Origin of the sequence: Stieleria magnilauensis, from assembly GCA_007753675.1 — a bacterium.
In the GTDB taxonomy this organism is placed as follows: Bacteria; Planctomycetota; Planctomycetia; order Pirellulales; family Pirellulaceae; genus Stieleria; species Stieleria magnilauensis.
Window position 1 is genome coordinate 863,080 of sequence record CP036432.1, and the last position, 21,230, is coordinate 884,309.

Sequence of the window (21,230 nt, forward strand, 5' to 3'; positions counted from 1 at the left end):
TGGAGTGAAAGCTCTTTGGGAAATAGATAAAAAACAAGATGCAACCGGCGAGCTACTGTGAAAAGGGATCGAAAAACTCTGCCCGCGGGAACCGCCTACCCGAGCAGTTGAGGGGTCTCTCGATCGCATATGAGCTAGCCGGGGGAAGACTAATCAGAGGGTGATTCATCAAGCAAGCAGTAAGCTGCCACCCCCAATGCAGCGAAATACCAGTAAGGCGAATCTGTTACCGCTACAGATTGTTACCGGCTCGGAATCACAACCCGTTGACAAGAAAATTATCGACTTTTCATTTTGCGCATGGAGGACCGTCAAAGCGTTCAACAAAAGTGTCCAGCAATCAGCGTGCTTTCCGTGTCGTAATTCATTTGCAGGTTGTCGCAAAACCCGATCGGCGATCTCTATCGAGTGATGATCGTGACAGGGTGATCGATCACCCAACGGCCGATCGCTGACGCCAATGGAAAAGCAGCCAGCGAACGACGTGGGTCGCGCGCTGGCTGTTTGCATTCGCTGGAATCGTTGACGTTGAAGCCGTCGGCGGTCTAACTTTCGATCGCCTTCTTTGCATCCTTGTCCACCTTTGCGACTTCGGCCTTGGCAGCCTGCTTGGCATCCTTCCCTTCCGCCTTCGCCTGTTGTTTGGCGTCTTCCGCCACCGTCTCGGCATCGGCTTTCAGTTGCTCAGGGTGCAACCCTTCTTCCTTGGCGGCGTCTCGGATCGACTCGGATGCCTTCTCAACGACGCGCGTTGCACGTTCGGCGAGGCTATCCCCGGTCAATCCTTGCGACTGGGCAGATTGCTTGGCGGCTTCCACCGTGTTTTCGACGGCTTCCTGACCACGATTGATCGCCCGTTCGGCTTGTTGTTGAGCCTCTCGCATCATCGCATCGGATTGCTCGCCCATCCACTCGTCTTCGCGACGGGTTCGTGGAATCAGGGCGCCGGTGATCGCGCCGAGTGCAAGGACTCCCAGTCCCAGTGCCAAGGGCGTCTCATCATGGGCGCGTTGCACCCGGCGGGCGGTTTTGTCGTACACCTGCGCGAGCTGGTCTCCGGTTTGGGAGGTTGCGTTGGAGAGTTGACGACCGGACCGTCGGCCGACACGTCGCGTGGCGCGAGCCGCATCGCGTGCAGCGGCTCGGCTACGCAGGTAGGCACGGCGGGATGCTTCGCTGGTGGATGACGTCGCCGATGAAACTGCTTCGCCTACTGACGATGCGGCCGATTTAGCGCCGTCGACAACTGATGAGGCAGCGGAGCTGACCGCGTTGCCGGTGCTCTTGGCCGCGTCCGAGGCAGACTCGGCAGCGGACGAGACACCCGATTTCGTTGATTCCCACGAGGAGGATAGCGTGTCACCGGCTTTCGAAGCGGCTGAGGAAACCTGATTGCCTGCCTTTCCTAGCATGCCCTGAGACTCCTCCTCGTCGTCGAAGCTTTCCGGGACAATGATCTCCGCCTGGTGTTGACCGACATCGTAGCGTGTGTCGAGCAACAAGTCGTCCTCGGTGTAGAACGGCCGATCGTCCGAGTCGATCATGTCGAGATCATCCTCGACGTACAGGTTACGTTGACGCGACGATGAAATGTGGTCCTGGTCCGACGCGTCCCGCCGGCTACCGAATGCCAACCACGCCAATCCTGCACCGACCAGGGTTGCACCGATTGGGTTCTCGCTGACCTGTCGAGTGAGATTACTGGCAAAGTCACTGGCGGCATCGCTGGCGCGTTTAGCGGTATCGCGCGTCTGCGGGCTGCGAAAGATGGAGATCACGTCATCGAGGAGATGTCGCGGATTCAGTCGTTCGCCGAGTTCGTCGAGCGTTTCATCCATTGCTCCACGTGTTTGATCGATCCGTCGTTTGATTTCACCGCTATCGCGATGCTCAAGATCGTCGGTCGGGGGCACGCGGTTGACGTGAGTCTTGTTGTCGTAGTGACCATTCTTGTTCACTTGGTTTTGGCTTGTAGCCATTGCTTATCCTCCTTCAAAGATTGTTTCGTTCGTTCGGGCACCGGCGAGAAGTTGGCCAGTGTCTCTTTTGCTTTGGCAAACATGGCCAAACCGATTCCGCCGACAACGAGTCCGACGATCAATGGAGCGATCCACAGGGCGTGAACCGGAAGTCCCGCCAACCCGATCGCGACGTACAAGCCGTACGAGACGGCGAGCAACAGAAAAATGAGACCGAGGTGGGCAACGGCGCCTCCGACGATCAGCAGGGCCGAGTTTCGTCCGACCACACTTGCCTTCTCGCTCATTTCAGTCTTTGCGAGCGCGACTTCCTCGCGAACCAATGCGACCGACTCGTCGCGCAGTTCTTTGATCAAATCGCTCAGCGAACGAGGGTCGTTGGTTTCGGAATCAGCCACACGGTTCTTTCCGTTGGTTTGGTATCCGGTACTCATGACGTGGGTCCTCCCTGTGGATCGAACGTGGTATGCCCGTGAATACCGACCGACGACTGGGGCCGGGTCGGTCGGGGATGGTTCGAGGGGGCATGGCCGAACGCGGCAGGTGGTCGATTGTCGTGATGCGACAGATCGTGGGAATCGACATGCCGCGGGCGGGCGGGTTTGGATGCCTTTAGAAAACGCATTGCGGCCAGGCCGGCCACAAAGAGACCGCCGTAGACGATCTCGGGCCGCCGTCGCGCGAAGTCTTGAACGTCTTCGACGATCTCACCAATGTCCTTTGACTCGAGTGATTGACGACATCGGTCCAGTTGTTCGGCTGCCGCGTCGACGTAACTCGCGATCGAGTCGTGTTGCTCTTCATGCAACTTTCCGGACGCCTTGCGAATCGCTCCGCTGAAGACACCGATCTCTTCGGCAAGCCGAGCTTTCTTCTCGCGAGCATACTGAGCACCGGATTGTTTCGCTTGCTCAGCGGCCTCGTTCGCCTTCTGCCTGGCCGCCTCGGCGACCTCAGCAGCTTGCCGCTTGAGTTCCTCCTGCTTGGCCGATGCGGCCTGCTTTGCGGTGGCGGAAACTTCTGACGCCTTTTGTTTGGCGTAGTCCGCGCCCTGGTGTTCTTGTTGGGGTGACGCGTTATCAGGTACGACCGTCGCATCCGGATTTCTGTGGGTCACGCCTTTGGTGGTTTGAATCATTCTCAAACTCCTTCGTGCGAGTAGTGGGCTAGATGCATGAAGAAGTCGCAAGTGGTGTGCCAATGCTTCTGTGAGAGGCGTTGTGTCGCGATCTGGACGGGGACACCGCAATTGGTGAGGGACGATCGTTCAACGTGGTCGACGTGGTGCAGGGAGGATCCGAACCCAAGCGACGTTCGCAACGGTGCCGATTGAACAGTGCAATGAAGAAGACCGCGAGGAGTCATACCCATCCATCGTCTTGACAAGTGTGCGGCCGTGGAAGCAACAAAAAACAGCCGGCAAAATTGCCGGCTGTTGAATCGTTGTCGTCCTGCCTCGGCGGAGATCCGCGGCAAGGTATGTGTTTATTGACTCAAGCGTCGATCGGATTTACTCGATTTCGGTGACGACCTCTTCGTCATCCATTTCTTCGAGGTTGTCTGCACGGCGTTCACCGGCATCTTCCACGCGGTCTGCAATGGTCTCGCCGCGATCTTCGAGTTCTTCGGCTCGTTCGTCAGCAGATTCTTCCAGAGCCGGACGTGCCGATTCGTACCGGTCTTCGACGTTTTCAGCCGCAGCGTCATACGTGTCGCGAACCTCCGCGGCGACGTCTTGTGAATGGTCCCGCACCTGTTCGGCTCGCTCGTCATAGACGGAGTCGTCACAGCCGACGAACGTCAATCCGATCGCAACGGTCAGCATTGTCATTAAGGTTTTCATCGTCTTTCCTGTTGGGAATCGAGTTTTAAAGTCGCCGGCATTTCGGTACGTTCCGAGTGACAGCGTTGGGTTCGAGTCGGCAGGGATCGTCGCAAGCGGTGTGCCAAACGGCGATACCACTTCAAGGCCATCGGTCGATTGGTTCGATAGCGGTCACGATGACGGAAGTCGCACCGTCGTTGCGTCGGATTTGAACACAGCCGTTCCGCAGACCCCGTGCTTCATCGATCGGTCTGCCAGGTTTTAGCGATCGGATGACGACGATCAAAGTCATTGATCAAGCTCTCGATCATCCACTGACATTGCGTCAACTCTGAGCGAGTGCATCGCGACAAGGTGTTCGAGACACCACGCGGCACATCGTTTGCATTCTCTGAGTGGACGCAGCGAGACTCCCGTCGGCATCCGAAGCCCGACGATCAAGCCGATCCATGACGATGAGGGAACACGATGAGTCTGATACCGAAAAAGCACCGATCGTCGAAGCCATCGCTGCCTCTCGTCAGACTGGCTGCCAATGGAGCGAAATGGGATCCGATGGGGACGGTCCATTGAAAGACGGCCAACCACAAGATCGGGCAGGGCAGTCATGGTTGCCCCGTTATGAGGTCAGTTCCAATCGCTATCAGTTGGGGTGGGCGTCAGACCCCACTCGCCATTCACCGTGGGTCATCTGCATCGCAGTCATCCTGGTCTTGGGCGCAATCTATTTTGCGAGCAGCCTGTTGGTGCCGTTGACGATTTCAGTGGTCGCCTATCTGACGCTGCGCCCCGGGGTGGTACGTTTGTGTCGAATCGGATTGAGCCAGACGGTTGCGTCTGTGATGGTGATTCTGGTGTTCTTTTCAGTCGTCGCCTTGGCGGCAATTCTGCTGTACACGCCACTTCAAACTTGGCTCGCCGATGCACCCGAGAGCGTCACCAGACTGCGTGAAAAATTTGACCAGGTTGCCGAGCCCCTGACGACGGTGGATCGGGCGGAAGAGCAACTCGACACGGCGACGTCGGGATTACGGCGAGACGCTACCGAAGTCACCGTCTCGGTGGAGAAGCCCAGCATTGTGGACCCGGAATACCTGATCAACAAAACCGGCCACGTGCTGGCCTTTGTTGCCGCAATCGGTGTGCTGACGTTCTTTATGTTGTGCAACGGCGATGACGTTCTCAACCGTGTATTGATGGTGTTGCGGGACCAAGAAAAACGCGATCGGGTGTTAGAAACGGTTGGCGAGATTCAAGAAAGCGTCGGGCGTTACCTCGGTCAGATCACGCTGATCAACCTTGGGTTAGGGCTCGCCGTTACCCTGGTGATGTGGATCGTTGGAATGCCCACGCCGTATCTGTGGGGCGCGATGGCAACATTGTTCAACTTTGTCCCGTACCTCGGTCCGATAGCGGGCACCTTGGTCGTTTTCGTTGCAGCCGGGACGGCTTTTGACACCTCTTCACGCGCCGCGTTGATGGCCGCAAGTTTTTGGATCACGACGGCGGTCGAAGGTCAGTTTGTGACTCCAGCGATCTTGGGCAAGTCACTCAAGGTTGGCTCGTTGGTGGTCTTGGTCGCCGTGGCGTTTTGGGGATTCATGTGGGGCATACCGGGGATTTTCTTGTCGGTTCCATTGCTGATCGTGACGCGCCAGGTCTGCGTCAGTTTTACCGTGACCTACCCGCTCGCGGTCGTCTTAGGCGAAGACCCGTGTTTGCCCGGACAGCCGTGTGAGCCGCTGAAGGAAGACGAGCCGATTGCCGAAGCGGTCTAGGCAACACGGTGTCGACGGCAACGGGCACCGATCAATGCATAGAGATCCGACGCGAAGAGCCGCGGATACACCAACGGTGATGCGTTGAGACGAAACAGACATTCACTAAAAAAGCCGGATCGGCATGGTGATTGCGTGGGTGTCGCGCCACGCTGATGAGCGATCGGGTCGCTCATTATTTTTCTTCCCTCGTTAACGTAGGACATTACCATGCCCGTAAACGTCCGTGGCATCGCGTCTGCGATCGCCTGCACTCTCGCCGTGATCATTCCATCCGCCCTGGGAACCGCTTTCGCCCAGCAGTCCGTTCGAACCGGAGATGGACTGCTGACGATCAAAGCCGACATGCCTGAGAAAGCTCGAATCGGCGAAGAGTTCACTTATGAAGTCGAAGTTATCAACAGTTCCGATCACGTCGTTCTGCACGACATCAAGCTGCAGCAACGCAAAGCGAAAGGCCTGACCATTGAATCGGTTTCGATGAAAGGCGAATCAGAACAACAGCAACGCCAAGACTCGCAAGACCGCAGCAAGAGCGGGAAAGCCACTAAGAAGAAATCGTCCGGTGACAAGGATTCGTCAAAAGCGAACGACAACCCCGGCAAGCAGTCGAAAGCCTCGAAGGATCAGATGGCGATTTCAACGCTACAACCCGGTGACAGCCGCGTTTTCGTCGTTACCGCCACTGCCGACGAAGAAGGCGAACTGCGTAGCTGCCTCGAAATCGCCAGCTACACGCCGGCCCTGTGCTTGACGTCCCAGGTCGTCAAGCCGGAACTCGAGCTGACCAAGACGGCTCCCAAGGAAGCCAACCGGTGCGAAGTGATCGAGCTGACTTACGAAGTGAAAAACGGTGGAAGCGGCGACCTCGGCAAGCTGACCGTGACCGATTCTCTCGGCGAAGGGTTGGCAACGATCGATGGGAACAACGAACTCTCGTTCCCGGTCGATGGGTTGGCAGCCGGCGAAACCCGCCAATTTGTCGCTCGCGTTTACGCCCAAAAATCGGGCGAATTCAGCAGCCGCGCAGTCGCCAAGGCTGACAACAGTGAGTTGCAAAGCCGCAGTAAGAAGACGACGACCAAAGTCATTGCCGCGGATCTCGACACTCGCGTGACCGGGCCCTCGCGTCTTTACGGAAACGGTTTGGCGACGTTCACTGCGACGATTACCAACACCGGTAATGTTGCTGCCGAATCGGTCGATGTGACCGTCAAATGGCCATCGGCAGCCAACTTGGTGGATCTTGATGACTTTCGATTGAAGAAAAATTCGGCAAAAGACAAGTCGTCGAGTCAAAACAAAAACCAAGGGCAGCCCACGTTGGCGAAGAAACAAGACTCGCAACCGCAGAAAAAGGACAAGAATCAGAAACAGTCCGACAGCGAAACGATGCAGATGCAGAGCGAGTCCTTTGTGATCGATCGTCTCGAGGCCGGCCAGACGGCAGAATTCACCTACGCGGTGCGGACTGACAACCTGGACGAATTGCCCACGGAAGTGCAAGCCAGCTATGTCTGCAGCATCGACTCAGTCGAAGATCAAGCCAAAGCGGCAGCTAAGACCACCGCAACGGCGATGGCGACGGTAACCGTCGTGCGTCTTCCTGCACTGCAGATCGCCGTGATCGATGACGAAGACCCGGTAAAAAATGGATCCAAGGTCCAATACCTGATCACGGTTTGGAACGAAGGCGAAGCGCCCGACCAGGACGTTCAGTTGACTGCCAAGCTGCCCGGTAACTTGAAGTTTCATTCGGCCGATGGACCGACGGACGCCAAGAACGAAGGCGACACGATCACGTTTGATCCCATCAAGACGATGCAACCAGGCGATCGCGTCGAATACATCGTGACGGCGAAACCCACCGGTACGGGGAACGCGCGATTTGAAGCGACACTGCAAAGTCAATCGCTCAAAAGCAAAGTCACCAGCGAGGAGCCCACTCGACTGTTCGACACCGCGAGCAACTGATTCGTCGCGGACTTGAGATCTCGTCAACCTCGCTGGACAACCCGGCGAGGTTTTTTTTGTCTCCGCTCCTCCGCGGTGATCGCCGGCAGCGACTACTTTGCCATTGAGTGAGAAAGCGGAAAGGCGCGAGCGCAAGACCGCTAAATCGACAAGGTTTTGACCAACACAGGGCCCGTAGGCCCCGCGCCAAACGGCTGATATTCGTTTGACATCAGCCGGTTCGCGCCAGCGCGAGCGGCCCCCATCAATGTCGATTGAGCGGTATGGGGCGCGAGCGGGCTGTCGATCTAAGCCCGCACACCTTAGCAAGCGCCCACGCGGCGATCCTCGCTGACCCGTCGGGCCGACATTATGGTGTTGATGTCAGGACATCGATTCAATCGACAGGGTCCGAGCCGTCCGGTTGCGGCTCGAAAACAACTCGAAAGACGGGAGGGCTCGCGGCTAACACCACTAGGTCAAGTTCAATCAGCACGCCGCTCGCGCTGACGCAAACCGGCCGTTAGCAAACGATGATCAGAAGTTCGGCGCCAGCCTGCGAGCGTCTGTGCGTTTCCTTCACGGTTGAGGCCCGTGCACTCCGGCTCATCCCTCGGGTGATCCGATGAGATGACGACTGAGCCCACGGATGGCAGGGTGCTAATCATCCGTGGGTTCGCGCGGCTATCCGCGGGTTTTCTTCTCGACAGTTTGCCCAGTGAAATCGGCGGAGTCCTTCGTCCCGATGCCGCAGTGAGATCAGGAAGACGATGCTTCGCTGGGGCGTTGCAGCTTTTCGACGACCCGCACGGCGTCGGCTTCGGGCCGGATGCCGCTACCGTAGGTGACAGCGTACACCTGTGTCGCTTCGGCTCCCAACAGGACGATGATTGCGGTGTAGTAGACCCACACCAAAAGCACGGCAATGGAGGCCGCAGCGGATCCCAGTTGAGCGCCCGGTTCGCTGTAATTGAAATAGATCTGCATGGCGAATCGCCCCACCAGAAACAACGCGGTCGTGATCGCCGCTCCGACGAAGACGTCTTTCCAACGCACGATCGCATCGGGCATGTATTTGAAAATCGCGGCGAACATCACGAACACGACCAGTGCCTGAACGACGAAGTTGACAACTTCTCCCATCGTTCCGGAGACGCCGATCATCTCGCTAAAACCTTGCAGGACCGAAGAGATCACCAGTGAGACGAGCAGCAGAAAGCCCAGTCCGATGATCATGCCCAACGACAGGATGCGTTTGCTGATCATGTCTTTCCAACCGGCTTGCTCCGGGTCGGGTTTGACTTCCCATACCTGGTTGAGCGAGGCCTGCAGCGCCGCGACGACTCCCGTTGCACCGACGATGATTCCGGCGAAGCTGAGGAGTGTTTTCCACCATTTTCCGCTCGCGTTTTCGTTGTTCTCGAGGATCGTTCCGATCTCTTCGGTCGCAGCCGGATTACCGATCATTTCGGAAGCCTGGCTCTGAAGGATGGCTTGAGCCTTCTGCTCGGCTGCTTCGCTGTCGTACATGACGGACAGTCCGAACGTGAGGATCGTCAGCAGCAAGTACAGCAAGGGCGGCAGCGCAAAGGCGGTGTAGTAGGCCAGTGCCGCAGCCAACGTGGTGCAGCGGTCTTTGGAAAAATCGGCGAAGGTTTTCTTTAGAAAGTCCATCGTTGCTCATTCGCTTGCGGGAATCGGTTGACCGATTCGCAAGGGAGCAATCATCGTGCCAGCGGGCAAACCGCGTCGGGCGGTTCGGATGGCTGGTCGCTCAGAGATCGCCCTGGTCGCAATCGCTCCAAAACAGGGCGGATCACCATCCAAAAGGGCGGGGCCGGCACGTCTTGGTACCCTTACTAGACCCACGACTGGTCGCGGCGCTGAACAGATTGACGGCCTTCGTCCGTCGGATCCCAAGCCAGTACAACGTAGGCAGGCCACGGATTGGAGACCGCTCTTTCGTACTCCGTGAGACACCGAAGGCAGGTTCGAACGTTCGTTCGCCACGCCGGGCGGACCAGCCTCCTGTCGTTTTTTGGTTCGCGAATTCGACAGATCGAAGAGAATCGCGGATTGCGGCCGGAGATGCTTCTGGTGTAACGCCGGCGAGCGCGCCGTCCGCAGGTGGGCAGGGAGACCTGTTGTGCTCATGCCGGCGCGGTATAGTTGTCCGCATGCAAGCGGAACAGCCAGTACCATTTCCTCGGACAAGCGAAACAAGCCTCGATGCCGGACTTGTCGATCAGCAGGTTGCTGTGCAACGATCTGGTCCGCGCAGGCTGTTGCCGATCATTCTTTTCGTCGCCACCTTCCTCAGTACGTACCTGGCAGGCGGTCTGGCTTTTTCCCTGGCCCTGATGTCTATCTTATTGGCCCACGAGTTGGGGCATTATCTTCAGGCTCGACGGTTTGGTGTGCCGGCCAGCCTGCCTCTGTTTATTCCCATGCCGATCAGTCCCATCGGCACGATGGGGGCCGTCATCCTGATGGCTCCCGGCATGGGGAATCGACGAACACTGTTTGACATTGCGATTACCGGACCGCTCGCCGGGCTGGTGCCCGCCTTGCTGTTCTGCGTTCTCGGGCTGCAATGGTCAGAGGTCGTGGTGATTACCGACAACCAGGTGGGACTGATGTTGGGCGAGCCACTCTTGTTCAAGCTGCTGGTCTACCTCACGTTTGGTCCTTTGGCAGAGGGACAGGACGTGATCCTGCACCCGGTCGCCTTTGCCGGCTGGGTTGGCATCTTGATCACGGCATTGAATCTTTTTCCGATCGGACAGCTGGACGGCGGACATGTTCTATACGCTCTGTTGCGTCGGCGGGCCCACATGTTGGCCAAAGGTCTGCTGTTGGCTGCCGCGGTGGCTGTCGTCTTCTGGGGCTACTGGGGTTGGACGCTGATGCTGATCTTGTTGGTGTGGATGGGGCCCGTGCATCCTCCAACCGCAGACGATAGTGTATCGTTGGGGACTCAAAGGAGCCTTCTGGGTTGGGGCAGCTTGTTGTTTGTGCCGTTGGGATTTACTCCCCTGCCTTTCTACCTGCCAACGTGATCAGAGTCTTTCATCGTTGTGGGCAGGGACATCATGACCAAGCATGCTAATGGGCAACGCTTCGGATCCGCAGCTTGCCGTCCCTGGATACCGTCCTCATGTCGCCGTTGAACAGACTCAGGAGCGAGATCCGGAATTCGGTTTGCGATAAGATTTTCGCAGAAAACGGCGCGGTGAAGTGCTCGCGATTATTCCTCGCGGCGGAATCTTCGAGTCCAACGGTGTCCCCATCTTTTTCCAAACATGGAAACGATGGTGACGCGGAAAAAAAAAGGGACTCACGTCGGTGCCCGCGCAAGTCCCGTTGATGTCTTTGAGAAGAAGTTCAAGAAACTGGCGATAGAGAAACACGGCAGGGTAGACAACGGTGTCGACGTAGGAGTCGCCGTCAACTGCGGAATCGACAAATGTATCTGCCGCCGACTTGTAACTCTTTGCGAAAAACATTCTCGCTAAGAGCCAACGCGACCTTGCAAATGGCCCGCCAAACGCTGGGTCAATGCAACAAGCGTCAAGACCGGGTTGGCTGCTGGAATGAAGGGCCATGCCGACGGGTCGGCACAGTAAAGATTGTCGTACTGTTCAAACTTAAGGTCGGTGTCGACGACTCCCGTCGCGTCGCCACTGGCTCGGAGCGTCCCTCCGGCGTGATGCACCGTTCCTTCATTGCCGTATCCCATTCCTTCGCTCGCTGTAAACGGAACGTCTAGCGAATCCAGAATCGCGTTTCGCGTAAGGCGTGCCGAATCGAAATGAGGCCTGCCAGTTTCATTGCGTTTCACTTTGACCCTTAACTTATGGCCGATACCACGCGACTGGACAAAGTTCTCGTCGTCTAAATGGCTGGCAAAGACGAACTTTAGTTCGATCACGGACGGTCGCGGTTCGGGCAACAAGTCTGTATCCGATTGCCTGAGATGCCAAAACGCTGGATTGATTAGGACTTCGACGTTAAACGGATGGTTATCGAACGTCGCATCGTCTCGATACAGAAACACCTTGGCATGTTTGTCACTACCCGAAAACGGGTTGTTACCGGGAATCGTGTATTGAGCAGAAAAGAAAGCGGGGTGATCGGTCAGTCCGACCCCTACTTTATTGTTCGGATCGTTGAGTCCACTATTAAGCACGATCTTGGCGCTTTCTAGCGATCCGGCTGCCAAGACCACATACTTCCCCCTGTAACTACGCGTCTGATTTCCCAACAGGTCTTGGCACACGACGCGGGAAACTTGATCGCCATCGGTTTCCAAATGAGTCACGAGATGGCCGCTGTTGATCGTCAAATTTTGACGGCCTGCCCTACCTGGAAAGCTGAGCGAGGAAAGCAGGACGTCGGCAGTGGAGTAAACGCCGGTCGAACTTTCCAAGATGTTTCCAACCGCCCCAGTGTCATCAACAAATGGCTGATGTCGCGAGCGTGGTACATCCTCGACAGTCCAACTGTCTAGATCGGAACCTAGCTTGGCGACGACTTGGTCTTGAAAAGGGCCCAGTTTTGACCGCTTGCGAAGCAATCTTTCCGCCGATTCATACCCATCGCTCGACGTCAGATAGTCGCTGATCGGTTCGGGCCAAAACTGAAGTTCCCAGTCATGCATCCTTGGAATGAGCCCAGACCAGTACACGGAACGCCCGCCTAAATTCAGATGCACACCTGGAAGAAAATCCGAGCCAGGTTCATTATGAAAGTGCCCCACGGCGTGATGCGTCGCAACGCGCGTCCAATCGCCGGGCAGATTCGTCATGTGCGTCGGCAATCTTAGACCGCCTGCTTCCAAAACCAGCGTCTTGACCCCATTATCCGAAAGAGCATCGGCCAACGAACCGCCGCCGACCCCCGATCCGATGACGATCACATCGTAAAGCTGATCCTGCGTATTCCGAGGCACTGACTCTTGGGCAGCCTTGGTCCGCTCCAACCAAAAATTGTCATAGCCGTGCAGGAACCGATTTGGTCCTACCTCGAAATCGACATTCGATTCGTCAAACTGATGGTCGATGTTGGTCGCGACCGTCAGGTCCGCTCCCAGCATCCAGTGTTCGCCATCGAGTACAAACTTGAACGACATCGTTGCCGGTAGCGACGGGATTTCAAAGAAAAAGTCCCAAGCTCCGTTGCGATAAGTGCCAAACGTGTCAGCGGTCCAGCCGTCAGCCGAACCACGAATCGTCACAACGTGGTTGGGAGCAAACCGGTCAGTAACGAAGCGAATCCGACGGAGCCCCATAGGAGCGGCCACCAAAGACGCCGCACGAACGCCGGCATTTTCAGCCGCCGGTCGCTCGCCAACAAACTCTCGTCCGGAACCACTGTGATAATTGAACTCGTTCATGGCTTCTCCTATCCCGTTCAGTCATCCAGATGAGTTGGAACCTTAGCCAACCAATAGCGACGCCCATTCGAGGCGGATTGAATAGCTGGATTTCACTTCAAACCGCCTCGTAATTCCTTGACAACACGGAATCTGATCAGTCGAGCTATTCAGCATCAAGAATTGGAAGTCCCGGTCTCGTCGGCCAAACACGTTTTCGTATGTCACGTCAGGGTTCTAGTGACGCTGCATTTAGGATTGATCATGGGGGTGATGCGATCTGTTTCAACGCATCAATCGATGGACAAAAGAAATAGCCTCCGCCGGTTGCAATGACCCAGTCCCTCCGTGTCGAGCTCACTGCTTGCGTACCCGATAAACTATTGAAAACGCAAAACCGCTCGCGACTCGTTTCAGCCCCATTCTGACCGAGGATCATGTCGTGACCTTCATTGTTTCCAGGCTCCGGATTTACCGTTGAGTTGACCCAACGAATCATGAGTTGCTCGAACTGATCGCGAATGCTCGTCTGATAGCACAAGAACAACAACCCGCGATCGGTTTCGTCTGGAGCATGGTCGTAGGTCGGACCAAAGGGGATACCACGCCGCAGGATTCTCATTTTCATGGTATTGGTTTCTGCGCCCAAATCCGTCGGTCTGTCACGTGGATTGACTTTGCGAATGTGCGCATGAAAAGGACAAACAATGCCGCTTGGGTCTCCTGATGTGCCCGGAACCGTCTCACCGCTCGACATTTGAATGGGCGGAGTATCGCTGCCGAATCCGAAGTAGTTGATGCGATCTTCGGCAGCACTTTGGTCAGGAGGACCGTCAGAGGACTGTTGCACTGGAGTTCCGTCAGGCCATCGCCCGACGATGCTGGCTCGGAAAAGCTCCGCGTCGAAATGCGAAAAGTCAGGATGCGAAGCAAGGCTCGAGGCCATTCGTTCCGTTTCCTCTCGAAAAAGCTTGACGTCTTGCTTGAGCCGCCGAAAAACAAGAAAGGAACCGTTGTTCAATACGCCGTCCGCGTTCGTCACTGGACTAGGATCGCGAAAGTGGTTGGGGCTTTGCCGTGGATATCCGAACACAAATTCACCTGGCCAAATCAGTGGTGATCCCGGTGTCGCCCACTCCGGACCCGACGGTGCGTTTTGCACGCGTCGCTTAACTAAATAGTCATGTGTTCCAGCTGAAACGCGGCCACGCATTGCCGGTTGAGAGACGCCATCGCGGAACCCAAAGTGTTCTTCATCATTTTCCAGTCGATTCCCTTCCTCATCATAAACCACTTCATGCGAACCGCGCTGGACGATTTCGATTAATCCCGCGACACCCTCAGCAAGTGTGTTCTCATCGGAAGATCCGACGATCAATAACAAATCGACTTCATTGTCCGGTCCACCGACTAGCCAATTGTCCTTGTGGCCCTCATCGGCGGGGTCACGATGGTCGCCCAGCGTAAAGCTTCTTCGGTGAAGACCGAGCCGGAACGAACGATCAGCGTTGTTGGCAGCATCACCAAAGAAGGCCTCCATCAGACGGTTCCCAAGGCCCATGTTGACCCACAAAGGGTGCGACTGTAACGCACGAAAACTTGCGATTCCAAAGTTATAACTCGCCCTCGCACGCTCCAATCGCGCTTCGTGGAACTGCAATGCTTCCTGCATCGTCGTCACGTGTGGAAGCAGCTCGTCAACTAGCGCGCGAGCTCCGTCCGTCCCCGCTGCTCGAATCGCAATCAGATGTTGAAACGGAAACCGAAAACCGGGTGCGATATTCGCTTGGATTTGCTCGGTATCGAGTTGTGGCTCGGTCATGTCGGATTCTGCCGAAGTTCTCGCATTGTGTCCTACCGCGTGTACGGACTGGTGACGTTTTTCAGGTCGGGAAGAGGTGCGTCGCGATCTTCCAGTGATCGAGCTGCCAGCATTCCACCTTCTTCGTCGATTGGTGGACAGGGAGCGTTAATGTTTGTGATCTGCTGTAGCTGTTGAAGCGTCGAATGCGTGCAGCAGTGAGCCACGCAGGACATCGCGTTGGGAATCGCACTCGCGTCAAACGCTTTTCCAAAAATGACGATCGAAATGAACTCGGCAATTTGGGATCCGAATCGAAGCGACTCCCCGCCCACCGTGACTTGACTGAGCGAACCGCCATCCGGAAGCGAAAACTCCGCGCGAAGGATTTGCTTCTTGCTCTGGTCTCCACGGATCACTTTCCAGCAATCATCGAACGAGATGCCGGCTGGAAACTCGAACGGCGTCGCGTCAAGACTATGAATATAAAGTCCGACTGGATCATTGATCGTGACAAACTTCTTGTCGCGAACAAGTCCGTTGACAGCGGCTCCGATCGTTGGATCACTTGACCGGTCCGGTCCGCCGTATCCCGCACAACAAATCAGCTCACCCGGCGCGACGACAGGACCTGTATCGTTTTCGCGCAACACGCTTGCATCCGCCGCCAAAAAGACTTCCGCGGACAGCGAGTTCGCGGGGTGCGTTAGGTGAATGATGCCGTCGGTCGTGTTCCATTTGTTGTACGGATTGTATTTTCCGTTTTCATTTATCGCATTGCCATTCGCATCAGGGGTGAAGATGTCTTCACCAAAAAACAGGTCACCCATCGCGACCGGCTGGCCGGTCAAGCCTTGATAGAGCGACAACAACAGATTGGGATCGTTTTCAGCGATGAATCGCCAATATTCGGGGTTCTCACAAGTGAAGACGACCTTTAAAAGTTCGCCTGTGTCGTCGCGAAAGGAATGCCATTCGCAGTACTCGTCTTGATCGCGAAAAACGATGTCTTCGGCCGGGACGAATCCGCCGGGCACCTGGCGATAGTAGCCAGCGCGTCGGCCGGTGAGATCGGCATTGACTCTTTCTTCCACAACTCGCCAGCGTTCTTCGACATCGGCAACGACCTGCGTGTACTTACGTGGAAACCCGCTCCACGGTATCTCGGCATCGGCGCCATCGGCACCTTCGGGCGTATCGATCAGATTGAACAGCCGCACGTCGGCCATCGGTACACCGAGCCTTTCGACGAGCCGCGACTCCGCCGATCGAAACCAACCGTGGACGACTTCGCTCCAAAGTGCCTTTTGCGCTTCGTTTAGGTCATCGACATTCGCTGGGGGAGCGTATTGGAACGTTTCGTTGGCATCATCGAGAGAGTCAATCCAGTCTTCGACGTACTGGATCTCATCACTGCTCAATGGTGGTTGGTTCAGCGGCATTTGCGGTATGCCGGGTAGAGTTCCCTTGAGCACTTTTACGAGAGCCGATCGCGCGCCTCGATCCTCACCGGGTGAGGCGATCAGCGAATGCCCATAAATGGGCGGAAGTGCCAAAAACTCGTTTTCGGGGAGCAACCAAAATCTCGCGTGCCCACCATGATTGGGAAAGCTCACTCCAGACGCGGATTCCAAAATTTGTTGCACACCCGCATAGGTTGGCGTCGAGTCGGCCCCCGCGAGACCCAACGCCGCATGCGCAATTCGTGAACGAATCGCATCAAACGCCACTGGCGCAGGAGCACGAAACCGATGTTTCGCAAACGCCCAATCGAGTTGTTCAAACGAGAGCGTCATCCACGTTTGACGCAGCACCTCCAAGCGATCTTCTGAGAGCCCCGGATTGTTGGGGCTATCGTTTTCGGGATCGGCTTCCGTTTGGATCGCCCACGACATTGCCATGCAGCGATCGATGTGCAACCAACGATCCGCGGAATCGCCCAGCAAGCTCGCGGCGCGGATGAATCCGTGCCAGCGCTGCCATCCCACCCAGTTATCAGGCGTACCGTCCATCATGTGAACGAGGCGTCCTGGAGGCCACGACGATCGCACCAAAATCTGGTTTCAGTATTCGTCGAAGCCTTGCCTCAGTGAACCCCTCTGCCAATAAATTCAGCCAGACTGGTTTTTCACTGCCCTGTTATGGAGATGGCAATGGCTTCCCAAATCGATGTGTTTCACGAGTGTTTTGATCAGGTCGGCGACCCGCGAGTCGCAGGCCGGACAATCCATCCACTTAACTCGATTCTGTTTTTGGTTGTCTCGGCGGTCATCGCAGGCGCGGACGGACCTGATGAGATCGAAAGCTTCGGTGGTGAGAAACTGGATTGGCTATCCAAATTCGCCGACTTTGATGCCGGCATTCCGTCTCACGATACCATCACGCGAGTGTTGTCCCTGATCAAACCAGCCGAGTTTCAGAAGGCGCTGCTTCAATGGCACGCTCATCTCTGCGAGATTAATTGGGATCACGCCAGCAAGGACGACAATCGTCCCGTTCACGTTGCGATCGATGGCAAGACGGTGCGCGGATCCTATACCGATGCGGAGAAATCTGATGCGATTCATATCGTCAGTGCCTGGGCGACCGCAAATGGTGTCACGCTTGGGCAAACCGAGGTCGACTCAAAGTCCAACGAAATCACGGCAATTCCCGAATTGCTCGATCTAATCGACTTACGCAATTCGATCGTGACGCTCGATGCCATGGGATGCCAAAAGTCGATTGCTGAAAAGATCGTCGAGGGAGGTGGCGACTATCTGTTCGCTGTCAAAGACAACCATCCCAAGCTCTGTGCTGCCATCGCCGATCACTTTGAGATGGCCCATAACGATGGGCTCACAGCCCACGGTGTTCGGGCAATGACGACCACAGGAAAGCAGGCCGCGCGTGAAGAGGAACGCTTCTATGCGACCTGCCCAATTCCAAAAGCACTTCGCGAACTGACCGACCAGTGGAAAGGAGCAAAAAGTATCTGCCAAGCGAATACTTGCACGACTCGTGGTGACCGGCAATCAAGCGATGTTCGCTACTACATTTCGAGCCGACCGGCGCGGGTGCATGAATTCTCAAATTGTGCTCGTAGCCATTGGAGTATAGAGAGCATGCACTGGGTCCTCGATGTCGTGTTTCATGAGGACTCCAGTCGGCTCCGAACCAAGAACGCGACATCGAACATGAGCTTTGCTCGTCGGTTTGTGACGACGCTTCTCAAGCGAGACACTCGGAAGAAGAGCCTCAGGCGGAAGCGAAAAATCGCTGGCTGGAACAGCGAATTCCTCGAGAAACTCCTGTTTGCAGCCTAATTTTGGTGCGATCGTCGTGTCCTGGAGGCCGGGGCGACCGATCGTCAAATAAGATCCCTTGTCCGAAATCTTCAAACGCCCGACGGATCTCATCGTCACTTTTCAAATGACGGTCGATGATCTGCAGTTGGATCGCGGCTAGATCCAGCAAACCTCGTCTACCCGCGTCGACGATCGTCTCGAACGGCGTCGGATGACTCGGATCGGAAAACGACGTCCGCAGAAAGTCCGGTAGCGAGTCCAAGCCCCAATTTTGTGCAAAGTACCCGCGTTGAAACGCATCCGCGATCACCCGAGTCCGCTGCCAAAGCGTTTGATTGTCAAAGTCGTACCAGAATTCACGACCAACTTGTTGTGTGTACATAACGATGCTCTTGACTCATAAGAAACGATGCTGGGATTCAAGCTTCGCGGGTAAGGACTCGATCGCTACTTCAATCGAAGAAGGGAGCTTTCCGACTGATTACCACAGGTTAGTCGCAGAATGAAGTAGCCGGGGCGCACACGGTTACCATGACTGTCCTCCAAATTCCAAGCGACCGTCGTAGAATCACATGCGATGTTTTCGATAGTGATAACTTCGTCCCCGAATCGATCCCAGATTCGTAGTGTGGCTGTCTGGTTTGGGGCAGGGCTTGTCACTGGAATGTGGATTGATTCTCCTTGAGCGGCTCGAGATAATACCGCGGCTGGCATGACACGGCGACTGCTCGTAAACGCTCTAGCTGCGGCACGAGATGTATCGATGGCTTCGTACTTGTAAACAGTGACGCCGGAAGAATAACCCACGGTCACTGGATTCCCAAAGAACCGAAATCGGTTAATCGCTCGTCCAATCTCATTTGCATCACGCCAAGTCTTGCCGCCGTCTGTCGTTGCGCTGCTGGACTGCCGTTCAAAGTCACGGTCACCCCAACCGCCGACCCAACCGACGTTTTCGTCGATGAATCCAACACCTTCTAGGTTGGCGTTTTGCTGAGGATCATTGATAGGAAGTCGTTCCCAGGTCTCACCACCATCGGTCGTTTTTAGAATCGCGCCGACATCAAAGGCTTCAAGGGAAACAAATCCGATTTGTTCGTCTATGAATTGAATCTTCCAACCCCACTCGCCTTTGACCAAGTCATCTGCAATGGAAGCTAGCTTGTTCTCCCAGGTCGCTCCTCCGTCAGTCGTCTTGAGTACAACAGGAAACGAATTGCCCCGAACTTGCGGTTCGCTGGGATCGATCTTGCCGCCAACAACCCACCCAATGTTTTCGTCAATGAAAAAGCAGTCGATTAACATGTCAGACCAGGCTTCCATGTTGATCGCTGTCCAATTGGCACCTCCATTAGTGGTCTTGTAAACGCCAGTGGGTCGATTCGGAAAGTTCGTCCCCGATGCGTAGACAACGTCTTTGTTGACAACGGATATTCCACAGATTGCTGAAGGCTGATTTCCTGGCAAATTGGTTGCTTCTGCCCAGTTCGCTCCTCCATCAGTCGTATGAAACAAACGTTTTCCAGCCGTCAGGGTTCCAGCCCAACCCGTTTTGTCATCGACAAACCCAAGGCAGCGGAAGTAGACAGTGGGGTCGCTCAATTGTTCGCCCCATGAATCGCCACCGTCACTCGTAAAAATGATTTTGCCGTTGCTATTGGCCGCCCAACCACGCTGTGGATCAACAAACCAAATGTCATCGGTTCTTGAACTAGCATCGGGCGCGTTCGTTCGCCGCCATGCCATTTTGGGTCGTTCCTCGACTGCGTCTTCTGGACAACCATCGTCGATCCACTGCTGAATAAACTCGATGCCCACTTCAGGCACTGGATCGAATCCAGCGGGCATTCGACTGAACCGAGCTCCGGAAGGTGGATTGGGCAAGTCAGCTCCAAACGGAGCCTCGCCTCTCAAGGCCTTTATCAGGTTGGAACCCGCACCATTGTTGAGGTCAATCAACTCCAACCCGCGCACACTAAGCCCAACGAATTCGTCGCGAGTCTTGTTCCTCCAAAACGCTCCATGAACGCCAATCGTCTCACCGGGTCCACCAATCGATTCGTCAAGGATCTCGATAACGCGATCAAACCGAGTGCTGACTGGTTCGGGCACCGCAGACACATACTCGAAACTTGGTGTCAAGTGATAGGCCTCATCAGGCGCGAGTTCGATGTTCAGCAACGAGTCGGGGCTGATACGCTTTGCGACCACTGCGTTGGCATCTCGATCAAGTTGCCTCATCGTGCTGATTGCGGTGAAGATTCCAGTCGGATTACCGTTGAACGCAGAGTCAAGTTCTCGCAACATTCGAGAATAGGTCGAGTTGAACGCACTCAGAAGTCCATGCTCTTCAGAGTTCGACCGGAGATCATGGAGTTTCAGGTTGGCAACCAACGGATATACTTGCTCGGGGTCGTATCCGATCCTCCGACCTGAATACGAAAACCCATCGGTGTTTGTCAGGTCTGGCCGTAATCGACGACCGTGGTAGATCGCCGCGAACTTATAGAAATGCGCGTAATCTTCCGCTTGACGCGTGTTTGGATCGATGGGCGACTCGGCGGTTCCTTCGCCCTGCTCGACAATCACGTCGACCGCACGAAGTGCCGTCTCCAAACTGTTGACAACATCAGGAACTTGTGCAGCATCTATGAATCTTCCAAAAGCCTGATGTACCGAAACTTGGTGAGCAAGGGCCCCCGTGAATATCTCGCTTCCGAAATGATTCAGAGCTTGCTTAATGGCGGAGTAAAACTCACCAATCGTTGAGAACGAAAAGGTTGGTGCTACCAAAGAAGCAGCCCGCTCCAGCACTGGAAACTCGCGCGGTTGTTCCGGCTCTTCAATCTCCATGAAGACGTTAATCAGCAGTTGCTTGGAAAAACGCTCAAGCGGAACGATCAACTCGTTGTCCGGATCGGTCGATCCCACACCAAGCGGAAGCTTCGATGGATAGTTTGGAACAAACTCCGGAAAGTCGATTCTTGGGCTGCCTCCGATCGCGTTGAGGATGTTGGCCGCGAGCGTCATGTGTAGCATTTCCTCAATCGCGACTTCCCGTAAGCTGTCTTTGATTTCGGAATTCAATGAACCGCGCAAAGAATAGTGAGCCACCAAGTACGGCGGAATCGTTGCATGCTCTAACTCAATCGCTTTCTGCAAGAACGTTCGTAAATCATCGACACTGCTGATATTGCCTAGTTCAAGATGTAGCATCCTAAGTTTCCGGTACT

13 protein-coding genes are annotated in these 21,230 nt (G+C 55.5%); 4 read left to right on the forward strand and 9 right to left on the reverse strand.

Annotated elements, in window-relative coordinates; all coding sequences use genetic code 11:
• Nucleotides 1-545 precede the first annotated feature (545 nt).
• From TBK1r_RS03160 to TBK1r_RS03175, 4 genes are all read right to left on the reverse strand, one after another.
• Nucleotides 546-1,979: a DUF3618 domain-containing protein gene (locus TBK1r_RS03160; RefSeq protein ID WP_145207495.1), complete on the reverse strand. Its 1,434-nt coding sequence runs from the start codon at nt 1,977-1,979 to the stop codon at nt 546-548.
• Entirely contained in the window at nt 1,955-2,413 is a 459-nt protein-coding gene (locus tag TBK1r_RS03165) for a phage holin family protein (protein WP_145207496.1), read from the reverse strand. Before TBK1r_RS03165 ends, TBK1r_RS03160 begins: the two co-directional genes overlap by 25 nt.
• Complete coding sequence (locus TBK1r_RS03170; protein WP_145207497.1) at nt 2,410-3,117, reverse strand: hypothetical protein; 708 nt, start codon at nt 3,115-3,117, stop codon at nt 2,410-2,412. Before TBK1r_RS03170 ends, TBK1r_RS03165 begins: the two co-directional genes overlap by 4 nt.
• A 372-nt stretch (nt 3,118-3,489) precedes the next feature.
• The gene (locus tag TBK1r_RS03175; protein ID WP_145207498.1) at nt 3,490-3,822 is read right to left on the reverse strand and encodes a hypothetical protein; all 333 of its coding nucleotides are present in this window, start codon (nt 3,820-3,822) and stop codon (nt 3,490-3,492) included.
• Nucleotides 3,823-4,259: 437 nt separating this feature from the next.
• Between TBK1r_RS03175 and TBK1r_RS03180 the strand changes: the two genes are divergently transcribed.
• Both TBK1r_RS03180 and TBK1r_RS03185 read left to right on the forward strand, forming a co-directional pair.
• Nucleotides 4,260-5,582 carry an AI-2E family transporter gene (locus TBK1r_RS03180; protein ID WP_419580918.1) on the forward strand — a complete coding sequence of 441 codons (1,323 nt, stop codon included), beginning with the start codon at nt 4,260-4,262 and terminating at the stop codon, nt 5,580-5,582.
• Nucleotides 5,583-5,792: 210 nt separating this feature from the next.
• Entirely contained in the window at nt 5,793-7,556 is a 1,764-nt protein-coding gene (locus tag TBK1r_RS03185) for a DUF11 domain-containing protein (RefSeq protein ID WP_145207499.1), read from the forward strand.
• 738 nt (nt 7,557-8,294) lie between these two features.
• Here TBK1r_RS03185 and TBK1r_RS03190 read toward each other — a convergent pair.
• Nucleotides 8,295-9,209 (reverse strand): YihY/virulence factor BrkB family protein, encoded by a 915-nt coding sequence (locus TBK1r_RS03190; protein WP_145207500.1) that lies wholly within the window; start codon nt 9,207-9,209, stop codon nt 8,295-8,297.
• A 503-nt stretch (nt 9,210-9,712) separates the two neighbouring features.
• Here TBK1r_RS03190 and TBK1r_RS03195 point away from each other — a divergent pair.
• On the forward strand, nt 9,713-10,594 hold the full coding sequence (locus tag TBK1r_RS03195; RefSeq protein WP_145207501.1) for a site-2 protease family protein: 882 nt from the start codon (nt 9,713-9,715) through the stop codon (nt 10,592-10,594).
• Nucleotides 10,595-11,046: 452 nt separating this feature from the next.
• Here the strand turns inward: TBK1r_RS03195 and TBK1r_RS03200 are convergent, their stop codons facing one another.
• The 3 genes from TBK1r_RS03200 to TBK1r_RS03210 all read right to left on the reverse strand — a co-directional run bounded on the left by TBK1r_RS03200 (nt 11,047) and on the right by TBK1r_RS03210 (nt 16,725).
• Nucleotides 11,047-12,930 (reverse strand): GMC oxidoreductase, encoded by a 1,884-nt coding sequence (locus TBK1r_RS03200; protein ID WP_145207502.1) that lies wholly within the window; start codon nt 12,928-12,930, stop codon nt 11,047-11,049.
• A gap of 241 nt (nt 12,931-13,171) precedes the next feature.
• Complete coding sequence (locus TBK1r_RS03205; RefSeq protein ID WP_419580919.1) at nt 13,172-14,581, reverse strand: Dyp-type peroxidase; 1,410 nt, start codon at nt 14,579-14,581, stop codon at nt 13,172-13,174.
• 182 nt (nt 14,582-14,763) lie between these two features.
• The gene (locus TBK1r_RS03210; protein ID WP_145207504.1) at nt 14,764-16,725 is read right to left on the reverse strand and encodes a hypothetical protein; all 1,962 of its coding nucleotides are present in this window, start codon (nt 16,723-16,725) and stop codon (nt 14,764-14,766) included.
• Between the two features lie 126 nt (nt 16,726-16,851).
• On the opposite strand from TBK1r_RS03210, the gene TBK1r_RS03215 reads away from it, so the two are divergent.
• Nucleotides 16,852-18,015 (forward strand): ISAs1 family transposase, encoded by a 1,164-nt coding sequence (locus TBK1r_RS03215; protein ID WP_145207505.1) that lies wholly within the window; start codon nt 16,852-16,854, stop codon nt 18,013-18,015.
• A 429-nt stretch (nt 18,016-18,444) separates the two neighbouring features.
• Here the strand turns inward: TBK1r_RS03215 and TBK1r_RS03220 are convergent, their stop codons facing one another.
• Entirely contained in the window at nt 18,445-21,213 is a 2,769-nt protein-coding gene (locus tag TBK1r_RS03220; protein ID WP_145207506.1) for a ferritin-like domain-containing protein, read from the reverse strand.
• Nucleotides 21,214-21,230: the final 17 nt, after the last annotated feature.